Genomic DNA, 15,653 nt, shown 5'->3' on the forward strand with positions numbered 1-15,653 from the left:
ATCCCATGACCGACGACCAGCTGCTCCGCTATTCCCGGCACATCCTGCTCGACGAAATCGGCATCGAAGGCCAGGACAAGCTCCTCAAGGCGCATGTGCTGATCGTCGGGGCCGGCGGCCTGGGCTCGCCGGTGGCGCTTTACCTGGGCAGCGCCGGTGTCGGCCACCTCACCACTGCCGACCATGACCGGGTCGATGCCACCAACCTGCAGCGGCAGGTCGCCCACACCCTGGGCCGCGTCGGCGAATTCAAGGCCGAGTCCGCGCGGCAGGCCATCGCGGCGATCAACCCCGACGTCGTAGTCACGCCGGTCACGCAGCGGGCCGAGGGCGCGCTGCTCGACCGCCTGGTCGGCGAGGCCGACCTGGTGCTGGACTGCACCGACAACTTCGCCACCCGCCATGCGATCAACCGTGCCTGCGTGAAACAGCGCAAGCCGCTGGTCTCGGGCGCGGCCATCCGCTTCGACGGCCAGGTCGCGGTCTTCGACGCGCGCGATGCGCGATCGCCTTGTTATGCCTGTGTATTCCCCGAATCGGAGCTGATGGAAGAAGCGCTGTGCGCCACCATGGGCGTGTTCGCGCCGCTGGTCGGCATCATCGGCAGCACGCAGGCCGCCGAGGCGCTGAAGCTGCTCTGCGGCGTGGGCGAGCCGCTGACCGGGCGCCTGCTGATGCTGGAAGGCAAACGCATGGAGTGGAGCGAAATGAAGCTGTCGCGCAACACCGCCTGCGCGGTTTGCGGCGGCGTTCACAACTGAGCGCAGCCCTTATTTGACGGCAGGCACGGGCATGCGCGAGCCGGCGCTGGAGGCGGCGGCCTGTTTCAGGATCGCCACGCAATTTTCATCCTGGCCGGGCCCGGTTTCGATGGTGGCGGCCAAGGCCAGCAGGGGATTGATCACACCCAGCGCCAGCGCGATGCCGGCCCGGCCGGCCAGCGCGCTCTTGTCCGGCCCCGCGGACGGCGCCGCGAAAGTGCCCCCTATCCTCAAGGGAGACCTGAAGCTCAGGATGCTGCGGTCCTTGGGCGCCGGGTCCAGGATCAGGTCCAGCGTTTCATCGGCCAGGCTGATGGTGCCGCGCCCGTTGATCACCGTGTCCGTGGTGTCCAGCACGATGGTTTTGGTGCTCATCAGGCCTTGCTTGACCTCAAACGCTGCGGCCGCGCAGCGCAGCTGCACGTTGCGGTCGCCGCGCACCAGGAACTTGATGATTTCGCCGCCGTCCAGGCCCATGAATTCAAGCAGGATGTTGCTGATCTGGCCTTTGCCCATCAGTACGGCCACATCGCCGGAAGACGTCCCCAGCATTTGCGCCAGCGAATTGCCCCGCCCCTTGAGGTCGAACTGGCCGCTGATTTTGCCGAGGCTGCTTTTGCTGGTTTCCACCGCGGGAAAAAGCTGGTTGAGCTGCACCGCGCGCAGGTCCAGCCGCGTCGCGAAGCTCGCGGGCACCACGTTGGCATCGATGCGTATGCTGCCGGCCACCGTGCCGCCCGCGATGCCCAGGGAGATCGGCTCCAGCTGCAGCACGCCGGCGTTCAGCTTGACGTGGACGCTGCCTTTGTCGAGCGGCAGGACCTCCACGTGCCGGATGTCGGACGCGGAATACACGACGTCGGCATTCATGGCCTTGAGCCGGGTGACGTCCAGCGTCGCGACGGGCAGGACTTTGCGCGATGCAACGCCGGCCGTGTTTCTTTTCGCCGGGACGGGTTCATCCCCGGCCTTGGCCGCCGCCGCTTTTACGGGCGTGGGCCCGGCAGGCGGAGGCAAGCCGATCACCGGCGCCAGGTCGGCGAAGTCCAGCAGCTTGGACTGCACCTTGCCGGTCAGCAGCGGCACCGCCGCGGATTGGTCGAAACTGAGCGCGCCGCTGAGGTCCGAGCTACCCAGGGTGCCCTGGATCTGGCTGGCGGCCCAGACCTTGCCGTGCTTGGCCAGCTTGCCGCGCAGCTTGTAAGGGGGCGTGGACGGCAGCACCACACCCAGCAATTTATAGAGCTCTTCCAGGTTGCGGCCCTGCAGGTCGAAGCTGGCATCCACCCCCGCGAGCTCCGCGAGGTTGGCAATGGTCCCCTTGGCCTTCAGGCTGGTCTTGCCGGCCACCGCGTTCACCTCGATGGGGAAAGGCGCTTCGATATCCTTGCTCAGCTGCAGCACGCCGCCGGTGCGGCCGCTGGCGCTAAAAGCCTCGTTTTGCCATTTGCCCTTCGCCTTGTAGCTCAGCGGCAGCTGTCCGGCGGCTTCCTGGGCGAGCGAGAAATCCACATGGATGTTCGCACCCTGCGCCGCCGCCTGGTAATCGACGCTGCCGCCATCGATCAGCAGGGCATCGATGCGCGGGACGGAGCCTTCATCGGAGGTGTCGCGCGACAGCGCCCAGGTCCTGCGCCCGTCGGGCTCCATCTGCAGGCCGATCTCCGGCGCCGTCAGCGCGATGCGTGGCAACACGACCTTGCCCAGCAGCAGCGGCAGCAGCTTGATGTCGAATTCGGCGGCCTGCGCCTTGACCAGGTAAGGCTTGCTGGCCCATTCGGGGTTGGCGAACTCCACGCCGTCGGCCCTGACCGTGACGGTGCGCCCCAGGTGCACCGACAGGTGCCGTGTGATTTCAAAGCGCCGGCCCAGCTGGTCGGAGACATGGCGGTTGATGGGGCCGCGCAGCACATCCCAGGGGAAAAACACCAGCACCAGGACAAGGATGGCCAGCACCGCGGCAATACCGGCAAGCCATCTTCGCCAAAGGACCGGGTGGGGCTGTGTGTCGTTCATGAGTGGCATGGAGGCTCAAGCCTGCATCAAAAGGAAGGCGTGAGGCTTGCCATGCAGTGGCCGGGAAAGACGTTGGAAACACTGCCGGACATGCGTTGCCTCCCTGCGTTGGTGGGTGTGATGTCCGCGTCGGGAACGGCGCAGGGCTCTGTTTTTCTATGGCCTTACTATCGACCGGAATCATGCGGTGGAACAGTCGGCAGGCGCGACGACACATTGTGGGCATGTGCCTACAGCTCCCAAACGAGCCCCTGCTGCGTGTGCAGATCAGAGCGTAGGAGACCTCCTACAAGTGCTGGCCTTGGCCGCTGGCAGAATGGGCCCTGATGAAAAGATACATTAGGAAACAAGGGACTCTCGAATTCTTTGCACTTTCGTAATACTTCGAGAGCACACCCGCCTCCTACCTGGACCTGAGCAGTGAGACTGAAAACGTACATCGTAGAAGACAATCCCACGATTCGTGAAAACCTGATCGGGACACTTGAGGAGTTGGCACGCATTGATGCCGTGGGAACCGCAGAAACCGAGAACGAAGGCAAGGCCTGGCTGACGGAAAACAGCGGGGACTGGGATCTGGCGATTGTTGACCTGTTTCTCAAACAGGGAAGCGGCCTGGGTGTGCTGGCCGCCTGCAGGGATCGCCCTTCGCGGCAGAAAGTCGTGGTCCTGAGCAACTACGCCACGGCCGACATCCGCCAGCGTTGCACCCAGCTGGGTGTCGACGCGGTGTTCGACAAATCCAACGAGATCGACGCCCTGGTGGACTATTGCATCCAGCAGAGCGCCGCCATCGATTGAACTCAGTCGATCAGCTTGTTCTTGAGGGCGTAGTAAGTCAGGTCGCTGTTGGAGGAAAGACTCATTTTTTCCATCACGCGCGTGCGGTAGGTGCTCACCGTCTTCACGCTCAGCGACAGCGCCTTGGCAATGTCGCCCGCCGTTTCGCCCTTGGCCAGTTTCAGGAACACCTGGAACTCCCGCTCGGACAGCTGCTCGTGCGAGGCCACGTCGTTGGGCCGGTTCAGCTGCTGAGCCAGCAACTCGGCCACCGCCGGGGTGATGTAGCGTTTTCCCAGCGAGATCACGCGGATGGCGTCGACGATTTCGGAGGGATCGCACTCCTTGTTGAGGTAGCCGCTGGCGCCCTGGCGAATCAGGTTGACCGCGTAGTGCTCCTCGGGATACCCGCTCAGGATCAGAATGCCGACGTCGGGCGCCTTCGCGCGGATCATGGCCAGTGCATCAATGCCGCTTTGCCCGGGCATGGACAAATCCATGACGAGGATGTCGAGTTCGACGTTGCGAACCAGGTCAATGGCCTCGCGGCCGCTGCCGGCCTCGCCGACGACGCGCAAGTCGACCTGGTCCGAGAAAAACTGCTTGAGCCCCGAACGCACAATGGCGTGGTCGTCCACAATTCCAATTTTGATCATGTCGCTGTCTTCCTATAAAGCCTGCACAAGCCGGCGGTGCCGTAAAAAAGAGATGCCGGAAACGGCACCTGCTTTAATTTTCAGCATCCATTATTGACGAATTCTTCACCGAAGTACCAAACGGAGTTTGCCGTGAAACCATTTGCGATACCCAGAATGGCCATCAGCCTGCCCTTGGCAGTGCTGGCTGCCGCCTTCCTCATCTTCATCAATGAGGCGAGTTTTCGCAAGTCTACCGAGGCGGCCGCCAGCATTGAGGAGGCCCAGCTGACCCGCGGCGCCATCAACAAACTTCTGCAGCACATGCTGGACGCGGAAACCGGCCAGCGGGGCTACCTGCTGACGGGAGACGCGCGCTACCTGGAGCCCTACAACGCCGCCCTGGCCGATATCGACCATAACCTGGACTCGCTGCGCCAGCTGTTCACGCCCTACCGGGAACAGCTCGCCGAATTCGGCCTGATGTCGCGGCATGTCTCGCGCAAGCTGGCCGAAATGGACCTGAGCGTGCGCATGCGCAAGGAGGGCAACGAAGACGCCTGGAAGTTCGTGCTGACCACCGACGTCGGCAAAGAGCACATGGAGGCCATCCGCGAACAGTCCGCCAAGCTGGCCGCCACCAGCGTCAGCAAAATGGAACAGGGGCAGGAGCAGATCCGGCAGACGCTGCAGCTGTCGCGCATCGGCGTGGCCACCATGGCGCTGGCGGGCCTGCTGGCCTTCTACATGTACCTGCTGCAGACCAAGGCCTTGCTGGCCTCCGGCCGCCGCGAACAGGAGTCGCTGCAGCGCGAGCGCGACTTCCTGGAGGTGCAGGTCAGGGAGCGGACCGCCAACCTGGCCGAGCTGGCCACCCACCTGCAGAACGTGCGTGAGGACGAGCGCGGCCACCTGGCGCGCGAACTGCACGATGAACTGGGCGCGCTGCTGACGGCGGCCAAACTCGACGTGGCCCGTTTGAAGTCGCGCCTGGCGGGCAACCTGCCGGAAGCCGCGGAACGGCTGACGCACCTGACCAACACGCTCAACAGCGGCATCGCGCTCAAACGCCGCATCGTGGAAGACCTGCGGCCGTCCTCGCTGTCGCACCTGGGTCTGGTGGCATCGCTGGAGATCCTGGCGCGCGAGTTCGAGGAACGCTCGGGCCTGTCCATCGCCACCGACCTGGAAGCCGTCGAACTCGGCGGCTCCGCGCAACTGACGGTCTACCGCCTGGTGCAGGAGTCGCTGACCAACATCGGCAAATACGCGGAAGCCAAACAGGCCGAGATCAGCCTGCACAACTTCGACAGCTACATCACCGTCGAGGTCAAGGACAACGGCAAGGGCTTCAAGGTCGGCAGCGTGAGTGCCGGCAGCCACGGCCTGGCCGGCATGCGGCACCGTGTGGAAGCCGCCGGCGGGCGCCTGACGGTCACCAGCGCCGAAGGCGAAGGCACCAAGATTTCCGCCGTGCTGCCGAAGACGCTTTGACCCGTGCTTGACGCGGCGGCGCGCATGCAGTGCGCGCAAGCCGCGTAACAAAATGTCGGCCCCCTCCTACAGGGCATGGCCATTCGAACTGACACAGGCACACGCTGGCAGCCGATGAGGCAAAGCAGGGGCGCTCACTAAGCTTGGCTCAAGGCCGTTTCAAACGAAACACAGGCCGCACACCCACAGCCAAGGAGCCCAAGATGCTGCACTATTCCGTCGTTTTCCTCGTCATCGCGCTGATCGCCGCCGTCTTCGGTTTCGGCGGCATCGCAGCCGGCGCGGTCGAGATCGCCAAGATCCTGTTCTTCATCTTCGCCGTGATGGCCGTTGTGAGTTTTGTCATCAGCCTTCTGCGCAAGAACTGACGGCTCCGCGTTTTTCACCGGAGCTTCCCCGCATGAGCCGTGTCACCCGGTGACCCGGCTTTTGTTTTCCCCTCTTCTTTTCAACCCCTCCCCCTTCACTTCACTCAACCGCCAAGGACCTGCCATGAACACCCAGACCGCCGCCAACACCGCACGACAAACCACCGATGAATTGCTGCAGACCGCCGAGAAGGCCGTGGGCACCACCCGCAGCTATGCCAACGAAGCGCTCGACAAGGCCGAACACAAGGTGCGCGACCTGCGCGGCAGCGTCGACCCCGTGGTCGACATGCTGGCCTCCAAGGCCCAGCACCTGGCCCGCCAGAGCCTGGACCTCGCCGCCGAAGCCAAGGAGCGCGCACAGCGCTCGCTGTCCAATGCCGCGGGTGCCACCTCGCGCTACGTCGCCGACCAGCCGCTGCGCTCCGTGCTGATCGCCGCGGCGGTGGGTGCAGGTGTCGCGCTGCTGATTTCCTCGGCACGCCATCGCAACCACGACCGTTATTGAGCCACTGTCGCGATCAACACCATCCAGCCCCATGCTCCACCCACTTTTCTCCACCATCGTGCAGCGGCCCGACCTGGTCGTGGACCATTTGTCGGCCTACGCGGCACTGTTCCAGGAAGAGGCTTCCGAGGCCGGCTCCGAATTGGTGACGCGCGTGGTGGCCTGGGCCGTGGCCGTGGTGGCGGCCGCCGTGTTCCTCGGCCTGGCCGGCACGGCCGTGATGCTGGGGATGCTGCACAACCAGTTCCACTGGGCGCTGGTGGTGGTGCCTGGCGTCGCGCTGGCGATTCTTGTGGTGGCCATGCTGCGGGCGCGCAAGCCTTTCGCCACGGAGCGCTTTCCCGAGCTGAAGGCGCAGATCGACAGCGACGCCCGCGCCTTGCGCATGGCCGCGTGACCACCGTACCGAAGACCGCGCCATGACATCGCTCACCCAGCCCACACCGCAGGAAAGACTGGCCAGCAGCCGCAAGGCCATCGTCCGGCACATGAGCCGCGACAAGCTGTCCCACGATGAGCAGGAGCAGTCCGGGCGGCACGGTGAAGAAGGCCCGGAACACGCCGGGAGCGGAAGCTGGGGCTTCATCAAACATGCACTGGGCGCCTGGTGGCAGCACCACCCCGTGAGCGCCGCGTTCAGCCTGGCGCAGCCGGTGCTCGGCAAGTACGCCAGGGAAAAACCCTTTCAGCTGCTGGGCATCGCCGCCGTGGCGGGCGCCGCGGCCGTGGCATTCAAGCCCTGGCGGCTGGTGTCCCTGGGCAGCGTGCTGCTGGCGGCGCTCAAGTCGTCGGAGATCTCCGGCGCCTTGCTGTCCATGCTCTCCAGCCCCGAGCAAAGCAGCGAACAGACACAAAGGACACGCCCATGAACGCCTCCGTCATTTCCAAACTCCCCACAGCGGCTTCCGGCGAACTGGTGCTGGACGAGACCGGCCTGGAGGCGGCCCGCAACAGCCTGGCCGACGGCGCCATCACGCCGGCCTACGGGCCGCACCGCGACGCCATCGTCAAGCTGCTCAATGACGCGCTCGCGACGGAGCTGGTCTGCGTGCTGCGCTACAAGCGCCACTACTTCATGGCCAGCGGCGTGTCGTCGCCTCCCATCGCCGACGAATTCCTGGTGCACGCCAATGAAGAATCCGGGCATGCGGACCGCATCGCCAGGCGCATCGTGCAGCTGGGCGGTGAACCCGATTTCTCGCCCGGAACGCTGCTGCAGCGCAGCCACGCGGACTACGACGAATCCAACGACCTGAAGACCATGGTGCGCGTCAACCTGGTCGCCGAGCGCATCGCGGTGGAGACCTACCGCCAGATGATCGCGCTGATCGGCGACAAGGACCCCACGACGCGGCGCATGCTCGAAGACGTTCTTGCCGACGAGGAAGAACATGCCGACGAACTCAAGGACTGGCTGGAGAAATAGCGTTACCGCAGGCCGGTGGGCGTGGTGCCGCCCACCGGCAGGCTTTTTTAAACTTGCACCAAACCAATGACATCAACTCAAGAGGAAAACAATATGAAATACGCTCGCGCAATTGCATTCGCCGCCCTGGCAGGCATCACCATCATCGGCAGCGGCTGCGCTGTTGGGCGTGGCCAGTCGACCGCTGGTGAGTATGTCGATGACGCCGCCATCACGACTTCCGTGAAGGCCAAGTTCATCGAAGACAAAACCGTGGCTGCTTCCTCCATCAAGGTGGAAACGCTTAACGGAACGGTCCAGCTGTCCGGCTTCGCCAAATCCAGTGCGGAAAAAGCCCAGGCTGAAAACATTGCCCGCAACGTGAAGAACGTCAAGGCCGTGCGCAACGACATCGTCGTTCGTCCGTAAACGTTTTTGCAAGGCCGGCCGCCCGCGAGGCGGCTGCAGAAAGGCAGGCATGGATTTCCCATGCCTGCTTTTTTTGTGTCCGGCGGACAAGGCCGGCCCTCAAGCCGGCTCCCGCGCCTAGCCTGCGGCTTTCACCACGAGTTTGTTGTCCACCGAGTTGACGCCTTTGACCTCCTTGGCCAGGGTGCCGGCCTTGTCGCGGGCGGCCGCCGTGGGTGCGGAGCCATTGAGGGTCACGGCGCCGTTGCGGGTGTCCACGTTGATCTTGAGCACGCTCAGGTCGGGGTCCTTGGCGAACCCGGCGGTGACGGTGGTGGTGATCGTGAGGTCGTCGATTTTTTCACCGGCTTTGGCGGCCATGTCCTTGCCGGAGGCTTCGGCGCTTTGGGTCGCGTTTTTCATCGCGGTGCCGGCGCTGGCCATTTCGCTTGCCGCTTTGGCCTTGGCCTGGGCGGCCGCCTCTTCGGTTTTCGCAATCGCCGAATCAAGCTGCTGGCCGGCGGTTTTTCCATCGTCCTGCTTGTTGCAGGCCGACAAAGCCAGCGCGACGGACAGCGCACCGAGGACAGCCAGGGGACGAAGGGCATGGCCCGCACGCGAGGGGTTGGGAATCTTGGGAATCATGATGGCTCCTTGTTGGGAATGTGCGCCGGCCCGGCTTGACCGGTCGGATGCAGGGGAGTGGCGAAGCAAAGTCCGCGCACATTCACTCTAGCCAGCGGGCCCGCTCCCGCACATCGGTGCCGGCTGAAACAGCCGTAGGACAAGGGACAGCGCGCGGCTAGCGGCAGCTTCCGTGCCGCTTGCGAAACTGCGCGGGATACACAGGCGGCACGGCGTGCGACGGTGAAAAAATCCCCAGCCCCGCGCCCCTGGCGCGCCGCTGCTGCGCGGCATAAGGGCCGGCGCTGCCGCGGCTGCGGTAAGACCAGGCCAGGCCCTGCGCCACCATCCACCCGCCCGCGTCCTCACCCTTGAACGTGATCTTCGCCAGCAGGCGGCCATAGTCGTCATGGCGCCGGCCGTGCACCGCCACGCGCTGGCCCAGCAGCTTGCGCATCAGCGCGTCGCGGGATGTGGTGCCGCCGGCCTGGCAGATTTCCGGCGCGTCGATGCCATTGATGCGAACGCTGACGGGCTTACCGCCGCCGGGCGGCCGTACCCTGACGGTGTCGCCGTCAACCACATAGCTGACCACACCGGACCAGGCCGGCACCGAGGGCTTGGCGGCCTGGGCCGGAAGCCAGGCGCCCAGCAATGCGGCCATGGCGAGGGTGCGTGAAAGGGAAGGCATTTGTCCGGAGAAGCCGTGAAGCGCAGAGGGAAGGACCCTGAATATACTGGACAAACACACAGCCCTGCCGCCCGCTTTCGCGCAGGGCTCAGGCCGTGACGATCCAGCCTTCGAGCGGGTCCATCTCGAGCGGCAAGCCGTAGCGCGGTGCGCCCTGCTGCAAGGCCCAGGCCGCCTGCATCAGGCACAGCACGGCGTCCAGGCTGTCGCCGCTGGCGTCGTCGGCCAGCGCATCGCGCTGGGCATGGCTGACCTTGAGGCGCAGGCCCAGCCGGGTTTGCCCGTTTTCCAGCGCGGTGATCAGGTCCTTGCGCGCGATCAGCCGTTCCGGCGTCTGTTTGGCCTTGTCGTCGCTTTTGTAGGAGCGGCTGCCCAGCACCTCGCGCGCCAGCAGGCCGGGGTAGCCCTCCAGCGCGACGCGGCTCGGGTCACCCTCGTGCAGGCCGGGCAGGTGCACCCCGGCCGCCAGCAGCCGGGGCACGCCGGCGTGCAGCATGTAGGCGACCGGCGGGTTGACCCATTTCATCGACGGGCTGGAACCGGCCGGCCCGTCGGCCGCGCGGTGGGCAAATTTCCGCCCGGCGGGACGCGCGTCGCAAAAGGCGGCAAAGGCGGTGCGGATGTCGGGCCGGCTCAGGGCCGCATAGTGCAGCATCAGCTCCGGCCATTGGCCGGGCCAGCCGAGCTGCTCGACCAGTTCGCGCGGCAGGCCGAAAGGGAAATCGAAGGCGCCCAGCCAGGCGGGTTCGCGGCGCAGCCATTGCTCGAAGCCGTCCAGCGACTCGATGCGCTCCAGGCCCGCGAGCAACACGCGGCCGCCGGCTGCGGAGCCGGTGGCCATCACGATGGGTTTTCGGCGGCTCGGGCTGCTCGAAAAATCGCAGCCCAGAAGCAGGCCGATCACCGGCACCACGCGCGCCCCCTCACCGGCGCTGCCGCCAGGCTCAAACGCGCCCGCAGATGGAGGCGGTGGCCATCAGATCTTCGAGCAAGGCATACGAAACCTTGCCGGAGACGGAATAGGGGTCGAGCTCGGCTTTCTCGGAATACTTCAGCAGGATGGAATGGTTGAGCTTGGAGAGGTTGACCTGCCCCATGGTCCAGCCGCCGAAACGCCGCTCGGAGATTTCCTCGAAGTGCAGCAGCACCACGTCCTTGTGGCGGGCGTCGTGCTGGATGTGGCCGAACAGGTCGCTGACCGCCATGCGCCCGCCTTCGATGGCCTGCAGGAAGATGCCGCCGCCGTAGCAGAGGATGCCGGTGATGCCGGTGGCCGGGTTGTGCTGGCGCGACTGCGACAGGATGCCCTCGATGGCTTCGGGGCTGGTGTCGACCGCGCGGCTTGCATAAAGTAAACGTACCAACATCATGCCTCCCGACGGGCCGCCCCTAGGCGGGCATGGGCCCCCTCAGGGGGCAATGAAGCGGCGAAGCCGCAAATGTGGGGGAACGTCATATTTAGCCCTTCTGCGGAATCAGTGCGAGGAATTCGCGGCGCAAGGTCGAGTCCTTGAGGAACACGCCGCGCATCACCGAGTTGATCATCTTGCTGTCCATGTCTTTCACGCCGCGCCAGGCCATGCAGTAATGGCTGGCTTCCATCACGATGGCCAGGCCGTCGGGCTGGGTTTTTTCCATGATGAGGTCGGCCAGCTGCACCACGGCTTCTTCCTGGATTTGCGGGCGGCCCATGACCCATTCGGCCAGGCGCGCGTATTTTGAGAGGCCGATCACGTTGGTGTGTTCATTGGGCAGCACGCCTATCCAGATCTTGCCGATGACCGGGCAGAAGTGGTGGGAGCAGGCGCTGCGCACCGTGATGGGCCCGACGATCATCAGCTCATTGAGGTGCTCGGCATTGGGGAATTCGGTGATGGTGGGCGGCTGCACATAGCGGCCCTTGAAGACCTCGTTGAGGTACATCTTGGCCACGCGGCGCGCCGTGTTGTGGGTGTTGTGGTCGCCGGCGGTGTCTATCACCAGGCTGTCGAGCACGCCCTGCATCTTGACCTCGACCTCGTCCAGCAGCTTTTCGAGTTCTCCGGGCTGGATGAAGTGGGCGATGTTGTCATTGGCGTGAAAGCGCTTGCGCGCCAAGGCCAGCCGTTCACGGATCTTGACGGAGACAGGCGTACCCTCGTCGGTCGCGTCCTGGGGGGGCGTGTCGGATTTCATAAGCATGCCAGATATTACCAGCCCGCCCCGGTGCCGTCTTGTCCGGAATTTGACAGGGTCTTTGGCATCTTGCCCTTTCCGTGTGGGCACAAGCAGCTATCAATTTGGTAGCTTATCGGCTTCAATAGCGCTGGCCGGCCACCAGCAGCGCCAGCCGCACCAGCGCATAAGCCACCCAGCCCCGCAGGCGCTGGCCCAGCGGGCGGTGGCTGTGGGCGGACGGCTCCATGCGCCGCCCCTGGGTCAGCATGGCTTCGCGCAGGATGGCCGCCAGGCCTTCGGCAAAGGCCTTGTCCTCGACCACCACATTGGCTTCGCGGGCCAACAGCAAGCTCAGCGGATCGAGGTTGGACGAACCCACCGTGGCCCAGTGCCCGTCCACCACGGCAACCTTGGCATGCAGGAAGCCGGCCTCGTATTCATGGATTTCCACGCCAGCCTCGAGCAGGGCACCGTAGACGGGCCGGGCCGCGTGGTACTGCATGAAGTATTCGTAGCGCCCCTGCAGCAGCAGCGTCACGCGCACGCCGCGCCGCGCGGCACCGATCAGGGCGCGCCGCAGCTTGCCGCCCGGCAGGAAGTAGGCGTTGGCGATGATGATCTCGCGGTGCGCCTTGCCGATGGCCTTGCGGTAGGAGCGCTCTATGCTGCTGCGGTTGCGCAGGTTGTCGCGCAGCACCAGCGCCGCCCGGAGGCCGGTGGGGCCGGCCCCGTGGCCCGTGGCGGGCGGCTCGGCGCGGGTGCGCCCGCCGTAGCCCGCCGCCTTGAATGTTTCCCACGCCGCGTTCATGTGCCGCTGCCGCGCGCTATAGCCCGCCTGCACGCGCCACCACAGCAGTGCCATGGCATCGGCGGCTTCCAGCGCCAGCAGCCCGGTGGCGGACACGGCGAAGTCGACGCGCGGCGCCTGGAGCTCACCGTGGTTGGGGTCGTAAAAATCGTCGAGCACATTGATGCCGCCGCAGAAAACCGTGTGCTGGTCCACCACGCAGAGCTTGCGGTGCAGCCTGCGCCAGCGCTCGGGAACCAGCAGGCCCAGGCCGCGCAGCCCCGTCCCCAGGGGCGAGTACACAAACCACTCGACTTTGGCCTGCGCGAATTTTTCCCGCCACTGCGGCGGCAAGGGGTTGGTGCCTATGCCGTCCACCAGCACCTGCACCGTCACACCGCGGCCGGCCGCGCGCACCAGCGCTTCGGCCACCTCGGCCCCGGCGCCGTGGAAATCGAAAATGTAGGTTTCCAGCTGTATCCAGGTCTGCGCCGAGTCCAGCGCCCGAACCAAGGCGGGAAAATATTCCCGCCCGCCTTGCAGCAGCTGCAGCTCGCCGGTCTTGTGAAATGGGTACAGCATGGCCGGTGGCGGTCGTCCCTTGCGAGTGGGCGGAGGTGGGCGTGGAGTCCAGCTCATTTAAACCGAGCAGCCGGTATTTGCCAATCCCGTGAAACGCCGACTCACAAGTGTTGCGCTTGGCGCGCCGCGCGGCTCACGCCATGAATGTGGGCAGCAGCAGCACCGCTTCGGCGTTGGAGGGTGAAAAGCACAGGTCGGCGGCCTCGTGGTGCGGCAGCCAACGCCAGGCGGTGTGCTCCTGGGGGTTGAGCCTCACCTCGCAGGCCTCCGGTACGCACAGGCTGAAGACATGCTCGGTGTTGCGGGTGACACCGGCTGCGTACCTGTGCCGCCAAACCGGATAGATCTCGTACACATTGGACAAGCCCCAGTCGCGGAATTGCCCGGCTGCGGCTGCAATGCCGGTTTCCTCGAACACTTCGCGCATCGCCGTTTCCAGCAGGGCTTCATCGACCGTGTCTTTGGACCCCGTGACGCTTTGCCAGAAGCCGGGATTGTCGGCGCGCTCTATCAGCAGCACCTCGCGTTGCGGTGTGTGGATGACCACCAGCACCGATTCGGGGATCTTGAACGGCTTCAAGGCATCCCCTCCCGGTTGGCACTTCAGACGGGCTGAGGATTGCGCAGGCGGATGTGCAGTTCGCGCAATTGTTTTTCGTCCACCGGGCTGGGCGCGTGCGTGAGCAGGTCCTGCGCGCGCTGGGTTTTCGGGAAAGCAATCACGTCGCGGATCGACTCGGCGCCCGTCATCATGGTGACGATGCGGTCCAGGCCGAAAGCCAGGCCGCCGTGCGGCGGCGCGCCGTACTGCAGCGCGTCCAGCAGGAAACCGAACTTCTGCTGCGCTTCCTCAGGGCCGATCTTCAGCGCGCTGAACACCTTGCTCTGCACTTCGGCGCGGTGGATACGGACCGAACCGCCGCCCAGTTCCCAGCCGTTGAGCACCATGTCGTAAGCCTTGGCGATGCAGCGGCCCGGGTCGGTGTCCATCCAGTCCTCGTGCCCGTCCTTGGGCGCGGTGAAGGGGTGGTGCACGGCGCTCCAGCGCTGGCCGTCCTCGTCGAATTCGAACATCGGGAAGTCCACCACCCACAGCGGCTTCCAGCCCTTGGTGAAAAGGCCGGTCTTCTTGCCGAAGTCGCTGTGGCCGACCTTCAGGCGCAGCGCGCCAATGCTGTCGTTGACGATCTTGGCCTTGTCGGCGCCGAAGAACAGGATGTCGTTGTTCTGCGCGCCGGTGCGCTTCAAGATTTCAGCGATGGCCGCGTCATGCAGGTTCTTGACGATGGGGCTTTGCAGGCCATCGCGACCCTTGCTGACGTCGTTGACCTTGATCCACGCCAAGCCCTTGGCGCCGTAGATCTTCACGAACTCGGTGTAGCCGTCGATCTCGCCGCGGCTCATCTCGGAGCCGCCTGGCACGCGCAGGGCCACCACGCGGCCGCCCACGGCCGTCGCCGGTGCGCTGAAGACCTTGAAGTCCACGTCGGCCATGACGTCGGTCAGCTCGGTGAATTCCAGGTTCACGCGCAGGTCGGGCTTGTCGGAGCCGAAGCGGTGCATGGCGTCGGCATAGGCCATGACGGGGAACTCGCCCAGGTCGGTGGCCAGCACGGTCTTGAAGATGTTGCTGATCATGCCCTGGAACAGGTCGCGGATGTCCTGCTCGCCCATGAAGGAGGTTTCGATATCGATCTGCGTGAATTCGGGCTGGCGGTCGGCGCGCAGGTCTTCGTCGCGGAAGCATTTGGTGATCTGGTAGTAGCGGTCGAAGCCGGCCACCATGAGCAGCTGCTTGAACAGCTGCGGGCTTTGCGGCAGCGCGAAGAACATGCCTTCGTTGACGCGGCTGGGCACCAGGTAGTCGCGCGCGCCCTCGGGCGTGCTCTTGGTCAGCATCGGGGTTTCGATATCGATGAAGCCGTTGGCGTCGAGGAATTTGCGTGTTTCCATGGACACGCGGTAGCGCAGCATCAGGTTGTTCTGCATGTAGGGGCGGCGCAGGTCCAGCACGCGGTGCGTGAGGCGCGTCGTCTCCGACAGGTTGTCGTCGTCGAGCTGGAAGGGTGGCGTCACGCTCGGGTTCAGCACGATCAGCTCGTGGCACAGCACCTCGACCTTGCCGCTCTTGAGGTTGTCGTTGGTCGTGCCTTCAGGGCGGGCCCGCACCACGCCCAAGACCCGCACGCAGAATTCGTTGCGCACGCCTTCGGCGGTCTTGAACATGTCGGCGCGGTCCGGGTCGCAGACCACTTGCACGTAGCCTTCGCGGTCGCGCAGGTCGATGAAGATCACGCCGCCGTGGTCGCGTCGGCGATTCACCCAGCCGCACAGGCTCACGGTCTGGCCCATGAGGCTCTCGGTCACCAGACCGCAATAGTTGGAACGCATTTGGGAAACGATGGCCATAAAAATACTCGAACTTTCAGCGCCTTTG

At 65.0% G+C, this 15,653-nt stretch carries 19 protein-coding genes; 9 read left to right on the forward strand and 10 right to left on the reverse strand.

The window, feature by feature from the left end; translation table 11 throughout:
* Positions 1–5: 5 nt before the first annotated feature.
* Positions 6–761 carry a HesA/MoeB/ThiF family protein gene (locus ACSQ27_RS20825; RefSeq protein ID WP_436157400.1) on the forward strand — a complete coding sequence of 252 codons (756 nt, stop codon included), beginning with the start codon at positions 6–8 and terminating at the stop codon, positions 759–761.
* A gap of 9 nt (positions 762–770) precedes the next feature.
* On the opposite strand, the gene ACSQ27_RS20830 is transcribed toward ACSQ27_RS20825, so the two are convergent.
* The gene (locus ACSQ27_RS20830; protein WP_436157401.1) at positions 771–2,786 is read right to left on the reverse strand and encodes an AsmA family protein; all 2,016 of its coding nucleotides are present in this window, start codon (positions 2,784–2,786) and stop codon (positions 771–773) included.
* Between the two features lie 411 nt (positions 2,787–3,197).
* On the opposite strand from ACSQ27_RS20830, the gene ACSQ27_RS20835 reads away from it, so the two are divergent.
* Complete coding sequence (locus ACSQ27_RS20835) at positions 3,198–3,578, forward strand: response regulator (protein ID WP_436157402.1); 381 nt, start codon at positions 3,198–3,200, stop codon at positions 3,576–3,578.
* 2 nt (positions 3,579–3,580) lie between these two features.
* Here ACSQ27_RS20835 and ACSQ27_RS20840 read toward each other — a convergent pair whose 3' ends face one another.
* Entirely contained in the window at positions 3,581–4,213 is a 633-nt protein-coding gene (locus ACSQ27_RS20840; RefSeq protein WP_007867910.1) for a response regulator, read from the reverse strand.
* A gap of 156 nt (positions 4,214–4,369) precedes the next feature.
* On the opposite strand from ACSQ27_RS20840, the gene ACSQ27_RS20845 reads away from it, so the two are divergent.
* The 7 genes from ACSQ27_RS20845 (at position 4,370) to ACSQ27_RS20875 (ending at position 8,396) form a co-directional block, all read left to right on the forward strand.
* Positions 4,370–5,686 carry a sensor histidine kinase gene (locus ACSQ27_RS20845; protein WP_436157644.1) on the forward strand — a complete coding sequence of 439 codons (1,317 nt, stop codon included), beginning with the start codon at positions 4,370–4,372 and terminating at the stop codon, positions 5,684–5,686.
* A gap of 203 nt (positions 5,687–5,889) precedes the next feature.
* Positions 5,890–6,054: a DUF1328 domain-containing protein gene (locus ACSQ27_RS20850; RefSeq protein WP_007867921.1), complete on the forward strand. Its 165-nt coding sequence runs from the start codon at positions 5,890–5,892 to the stop codon at positions 6,052–6,054.
* Between the two features lie 124 nt (positions 6,055–6,178).
* Positions 6,179–6,562: a hypothetical protein gene (locus ACSQ27_RS20855; protein ID WP_436157403.1), complete on the forward strand. Its 384-nt coding sequence runs from the start codon at positions 6,179–6,181 to the stop codon at positions 6,560–6,562.
* Positions 6,563–6,593: 31 nt separating this feature from the next.
* On the forward strand, positions 6,594–6,959 hold the full coding sequence (locus ACSQ27_RS20860; protein WP_436157404.1) for a hypothetical protein: 366 nt from the start codon (positions 6,594–6,596) through the stop codon (positions 6,957–6,959).
* Positions 6,960–6,981: 22 nt separating this feature from the next.
* A complete protein-coding gene (locus ACSQ27_RS20865; RefSeq protein ID WP_436157405.1) occupies positions 6,982–7,431 on the forward strand; it encodes a hypothetical protein in 450 nt (149 codons plus the stop codon).
* Complete coding sequence (locus ACSQ27_RS20870) at positions 7,428–7,988, forward strand: ferritin-like domain-containing protein (protein ID WP_436157406.1); 561 nt, start codon at positions 7,428–7,430, stop codon at positions 7,986–7,988. The genes ACSQ27_RS20865 and ACSQ27_RS20870 overlap by 4 nt, the downstream gene beginning before the upstream one ends.
* Before the next feature lie 93 nt (positions 7,989–8,081).
* A complete protein-coding gene (locus ACSQ27_RS20875; protein ID WP_436157407.1) occupies positions 8,082–8,396 on the forward strand; it encodes a BON domain-containing protein in 315 nt (104 codons plus the stop codon).
* A 117-nt stretch (positions 8,397–8,513) separates the two neighbouring features.
* On the opposite strand, the gene ACSQ27_RS20880 is transcribed toward ACSQ27_RS20875, so the two are convergent.
* The 8 genes from ACSQ27_RS20880 to aspS all read right to left on the reverse strand — a co-directional run bounded on the left by ACSQ27_RS20880 (position 8,514) and on the right by aspS (position 15,625).
* A complete protein-coding gene (locus tag ACSQ27_RS20880; RefSeq protein ID WP_436157408.1) occupies positions 8,514–9,020 on the reverse strand; it encodes a BON domain-containing protein in 507 nt (168 codons plus the stop codon).
* Between the two features lie 157 nt (positions 9,021–9,177).
* Positions 9,178–9,690 carry a thermonuclease family protein gene (locus ACSQ27_RS20885; protein WP_436157409.1) on the reverse strand — a complete coding sequence of 171 codons (513 nt, stop codon included), beginning with the start codon at positions 9,688–9,690 and terminating at the stop codon, positions 9,178–9,180.
* An 88-nt stretch (positions 9,691–9,778) separates the two neighbouring features.
* Positions 9,779–10,531: a DUF429 domain-containing protein gene (locus ACSQ27_RS20890; protein ID WP_436157410.1), complete on the reverse strand. Its 753-nt coding sequence runs from the start codon at positions 10,529–10,531 to the stop codon at positions 9,779–9,781.
* A 103-nt stretch (positions 10,532–10,634) separates the two neighbouring features.
* Positions 10,635–11,057 (reverse strand): BLUF domain-containing protein, encoded by a 423-nt coding sequence (locus ACSQ27_RS20895; protein ID WP_436157645.1) that lies wholly within the window; start codon positions 11,055–11,057, stop codon positions 10,635–10,637.
* Positions 11,058–11,148: 91 nt separating this feature from the next.
* Positions 11,149–11,871: a GTP cyclohydrolase I gene (gene folE, locus ACSQ27_RS20900; RefSeq protein ID WP_436157411.1), complete on the reverse strand. Its 723-nt coding sequence runs from the start codon at positions 11,869–11,871 to the stop codon at positions 11,149–11,151.
* A 115-nt stretch (positions 11,872–11,986) separates the two neighbouring features.
* Positions 11,987–13,216, reverse strand: a complete 1,230-nt coding sequence (gene clsB / locus ACSQ27_RS20905) for a cardiolipin synthase ClsB (RefSeq protein WP_436157412.1) — start codon at positions 13,214–13,216, stop codon at positions 11,987–11,989.
* A gap of 133 nt (positions 13,217–13,349) precedes the next feature.
* Positions 13,350–13,796, reverse strand: coding sequence for a dihydroneopterin triphosphate diphosphatase (gene nudB / locus ACSQ27_RS20910; protein ID WP_436157413.1), 447 nt, complete (start codon positions 13,794–13,796; stop codon positions 13,350–13,352).
* Positions 13,797–13,819: 23 nt separating this feature from the next.
* Positions 13,820–15,625, reverse strand: a complete 1,806-nt coding sequence (gene aspS / locus ACSQ27_RS20915; RefSeq protein ID WP_436157414.1) for an aspartate--tRNA ligase — start codon at positions 15,623–15,625, stop codon at positions 13,820–13,822.
* Between the last annotated feature and the right edge of the window lie 28 nt (positions 15,626–15,653).

Source organism: Polaromonas sp. LjRoot131, assembly GCF_964252805.1.
GTDB lineage: Bacteria > Pseudomonadota > Gammaproteobacteria > Burkholderiales > Burkholderiaceae_C > Polaromonas.

What these genes read in the sequence shown, in the direction of transcription:
- ACSQ27_RS20885 (WP_436157409.1), bottom strand. Translation starts at nt 9,690, where the DNA reads ATGCCTTCCCTTTCACGCACCCTCGCCATGGCCGCATTGCTGGGCGCC.
- ACSQ27_RS20870 (WP_436157406.1), top strand. Translation starts at nt 7,428, where the DNA reads ATGAACGCCTCCGTCATTTCCAAACTCCCCACAGCGGCTTCCGGCGAA.
- ACSQ27_RS20865 (WP_436157405.1), top strand. Translation starts at nt 6,982, where the DNA reads ATGACATCGCTCACCCAGCCCACACCGCAGGAAAGACTGGCCAGCAGC.
- ACSQ27_RS20860 (WP_436157404.1), top strand. Translation starts at nt 6,594, where the DNA reads ATGCTCCACCCACTTTTCTCCACCATCGTGCAGCGGCCCGACCTGGTC.
- ACSQ27_RS20895 (WP_436157645.1), bottom strand. Translation starts at nt 11,057, where the DNA reads ATGTTGGTACGTTTACTTTATGCAAGCCGCGCGGTCGACACCAGCCCC.
- ACSQ27_RS20825 (WP_436157400.1), top strand. Translation starts at nt 6, where the DNA reads ATGACCGACGACCAGCTGCTCCGCTATTCCCGGCACATCCTGCTCGAC.
- ACSQ27_RS20845 (WP_436157644.1), top strand. Translation starts at nt 4,370, where the DNA reads ATGGCCATCAGCCTGCCCTTGGCAGTGCTGGCTGCCGCCTTCCTCATC.
- ACSQ27_RS20875 (WP_436157407.1), top strand. Translation starts at nt 8,082, where the DNA reads ATGAAATACGCTCGCGCAATTGCATTCGCCGCCCTGGCAGGCATCACC.
- ACSQ27_RS20880 (WP_436157408.1), bottom strand. Translation starts at nt 9,020, where the DNA reads ATGATTCCCAAGATTCCCAACCCCTCGCGTGCGGGCCATGCCCTTCGT.
- aspS (WP_436157414.1), bottom strand. Translation starts at nt 15,625, where the DNA reads ATGGCCATCGTTTCCCAAATGCGTTCCAACTATTGCGGTCTGGTGACC.
- folE (WP_436157411.1), bottom strand. Translation starts at nt 11,871, where the DNA reads ATGCTTATGAAATCCGACACGCCCCCCCAGGACGCGACCGACGAGGGT.
- clsB (WP_436157412.1), bottom strand. Translation starts at nt 13,216, where the DNA reads ATGCTGTACCCATTTCACAAGACCGGCGAGCTGCAGCTGCTGCAAGGC.
- ACSQ27_RS20830 (WP_436157401.1), bottom strand. Translation starts at nt 2,786, where the DNA reads ATGCCACTCATGAACGACACACAGCCCCACCCGGTCCTTTGGCGAAGA.
- ACSQ27_RS20890 (WP_436157410.1), bottom strand. Translation starts at nt 10,531, where the DNA reads ATGGCCACCGGCTCCGCAGCCGGCGGCCGCGTGTTGCTCGCGGGCCTG.
- ACSQ27_RS20850 (WP_007867921.1), top strand. Translation starts at nt 5,890, where the DNA reads ATGCTGCACTATTCCGTCGTTTTCCTCGTCATCGCGCTGATCGCCGCC.
- ACSQ27_RS20855 (WP_436157403.1), top strand. Translation starts at nt 6,179, where the DNA reads ATGAACACCCAGACCGCCGCCAACACCGCACGACAAACCACCGATGAA.
- ACSQ27_RS20840 (WP_007867910.1), bottom strand. Translation starts at nt 4,213, where the DNA reads ATGATCAAAATTGGAATTGTGGACGACCACGCCATTGTGCGTTCGGGG.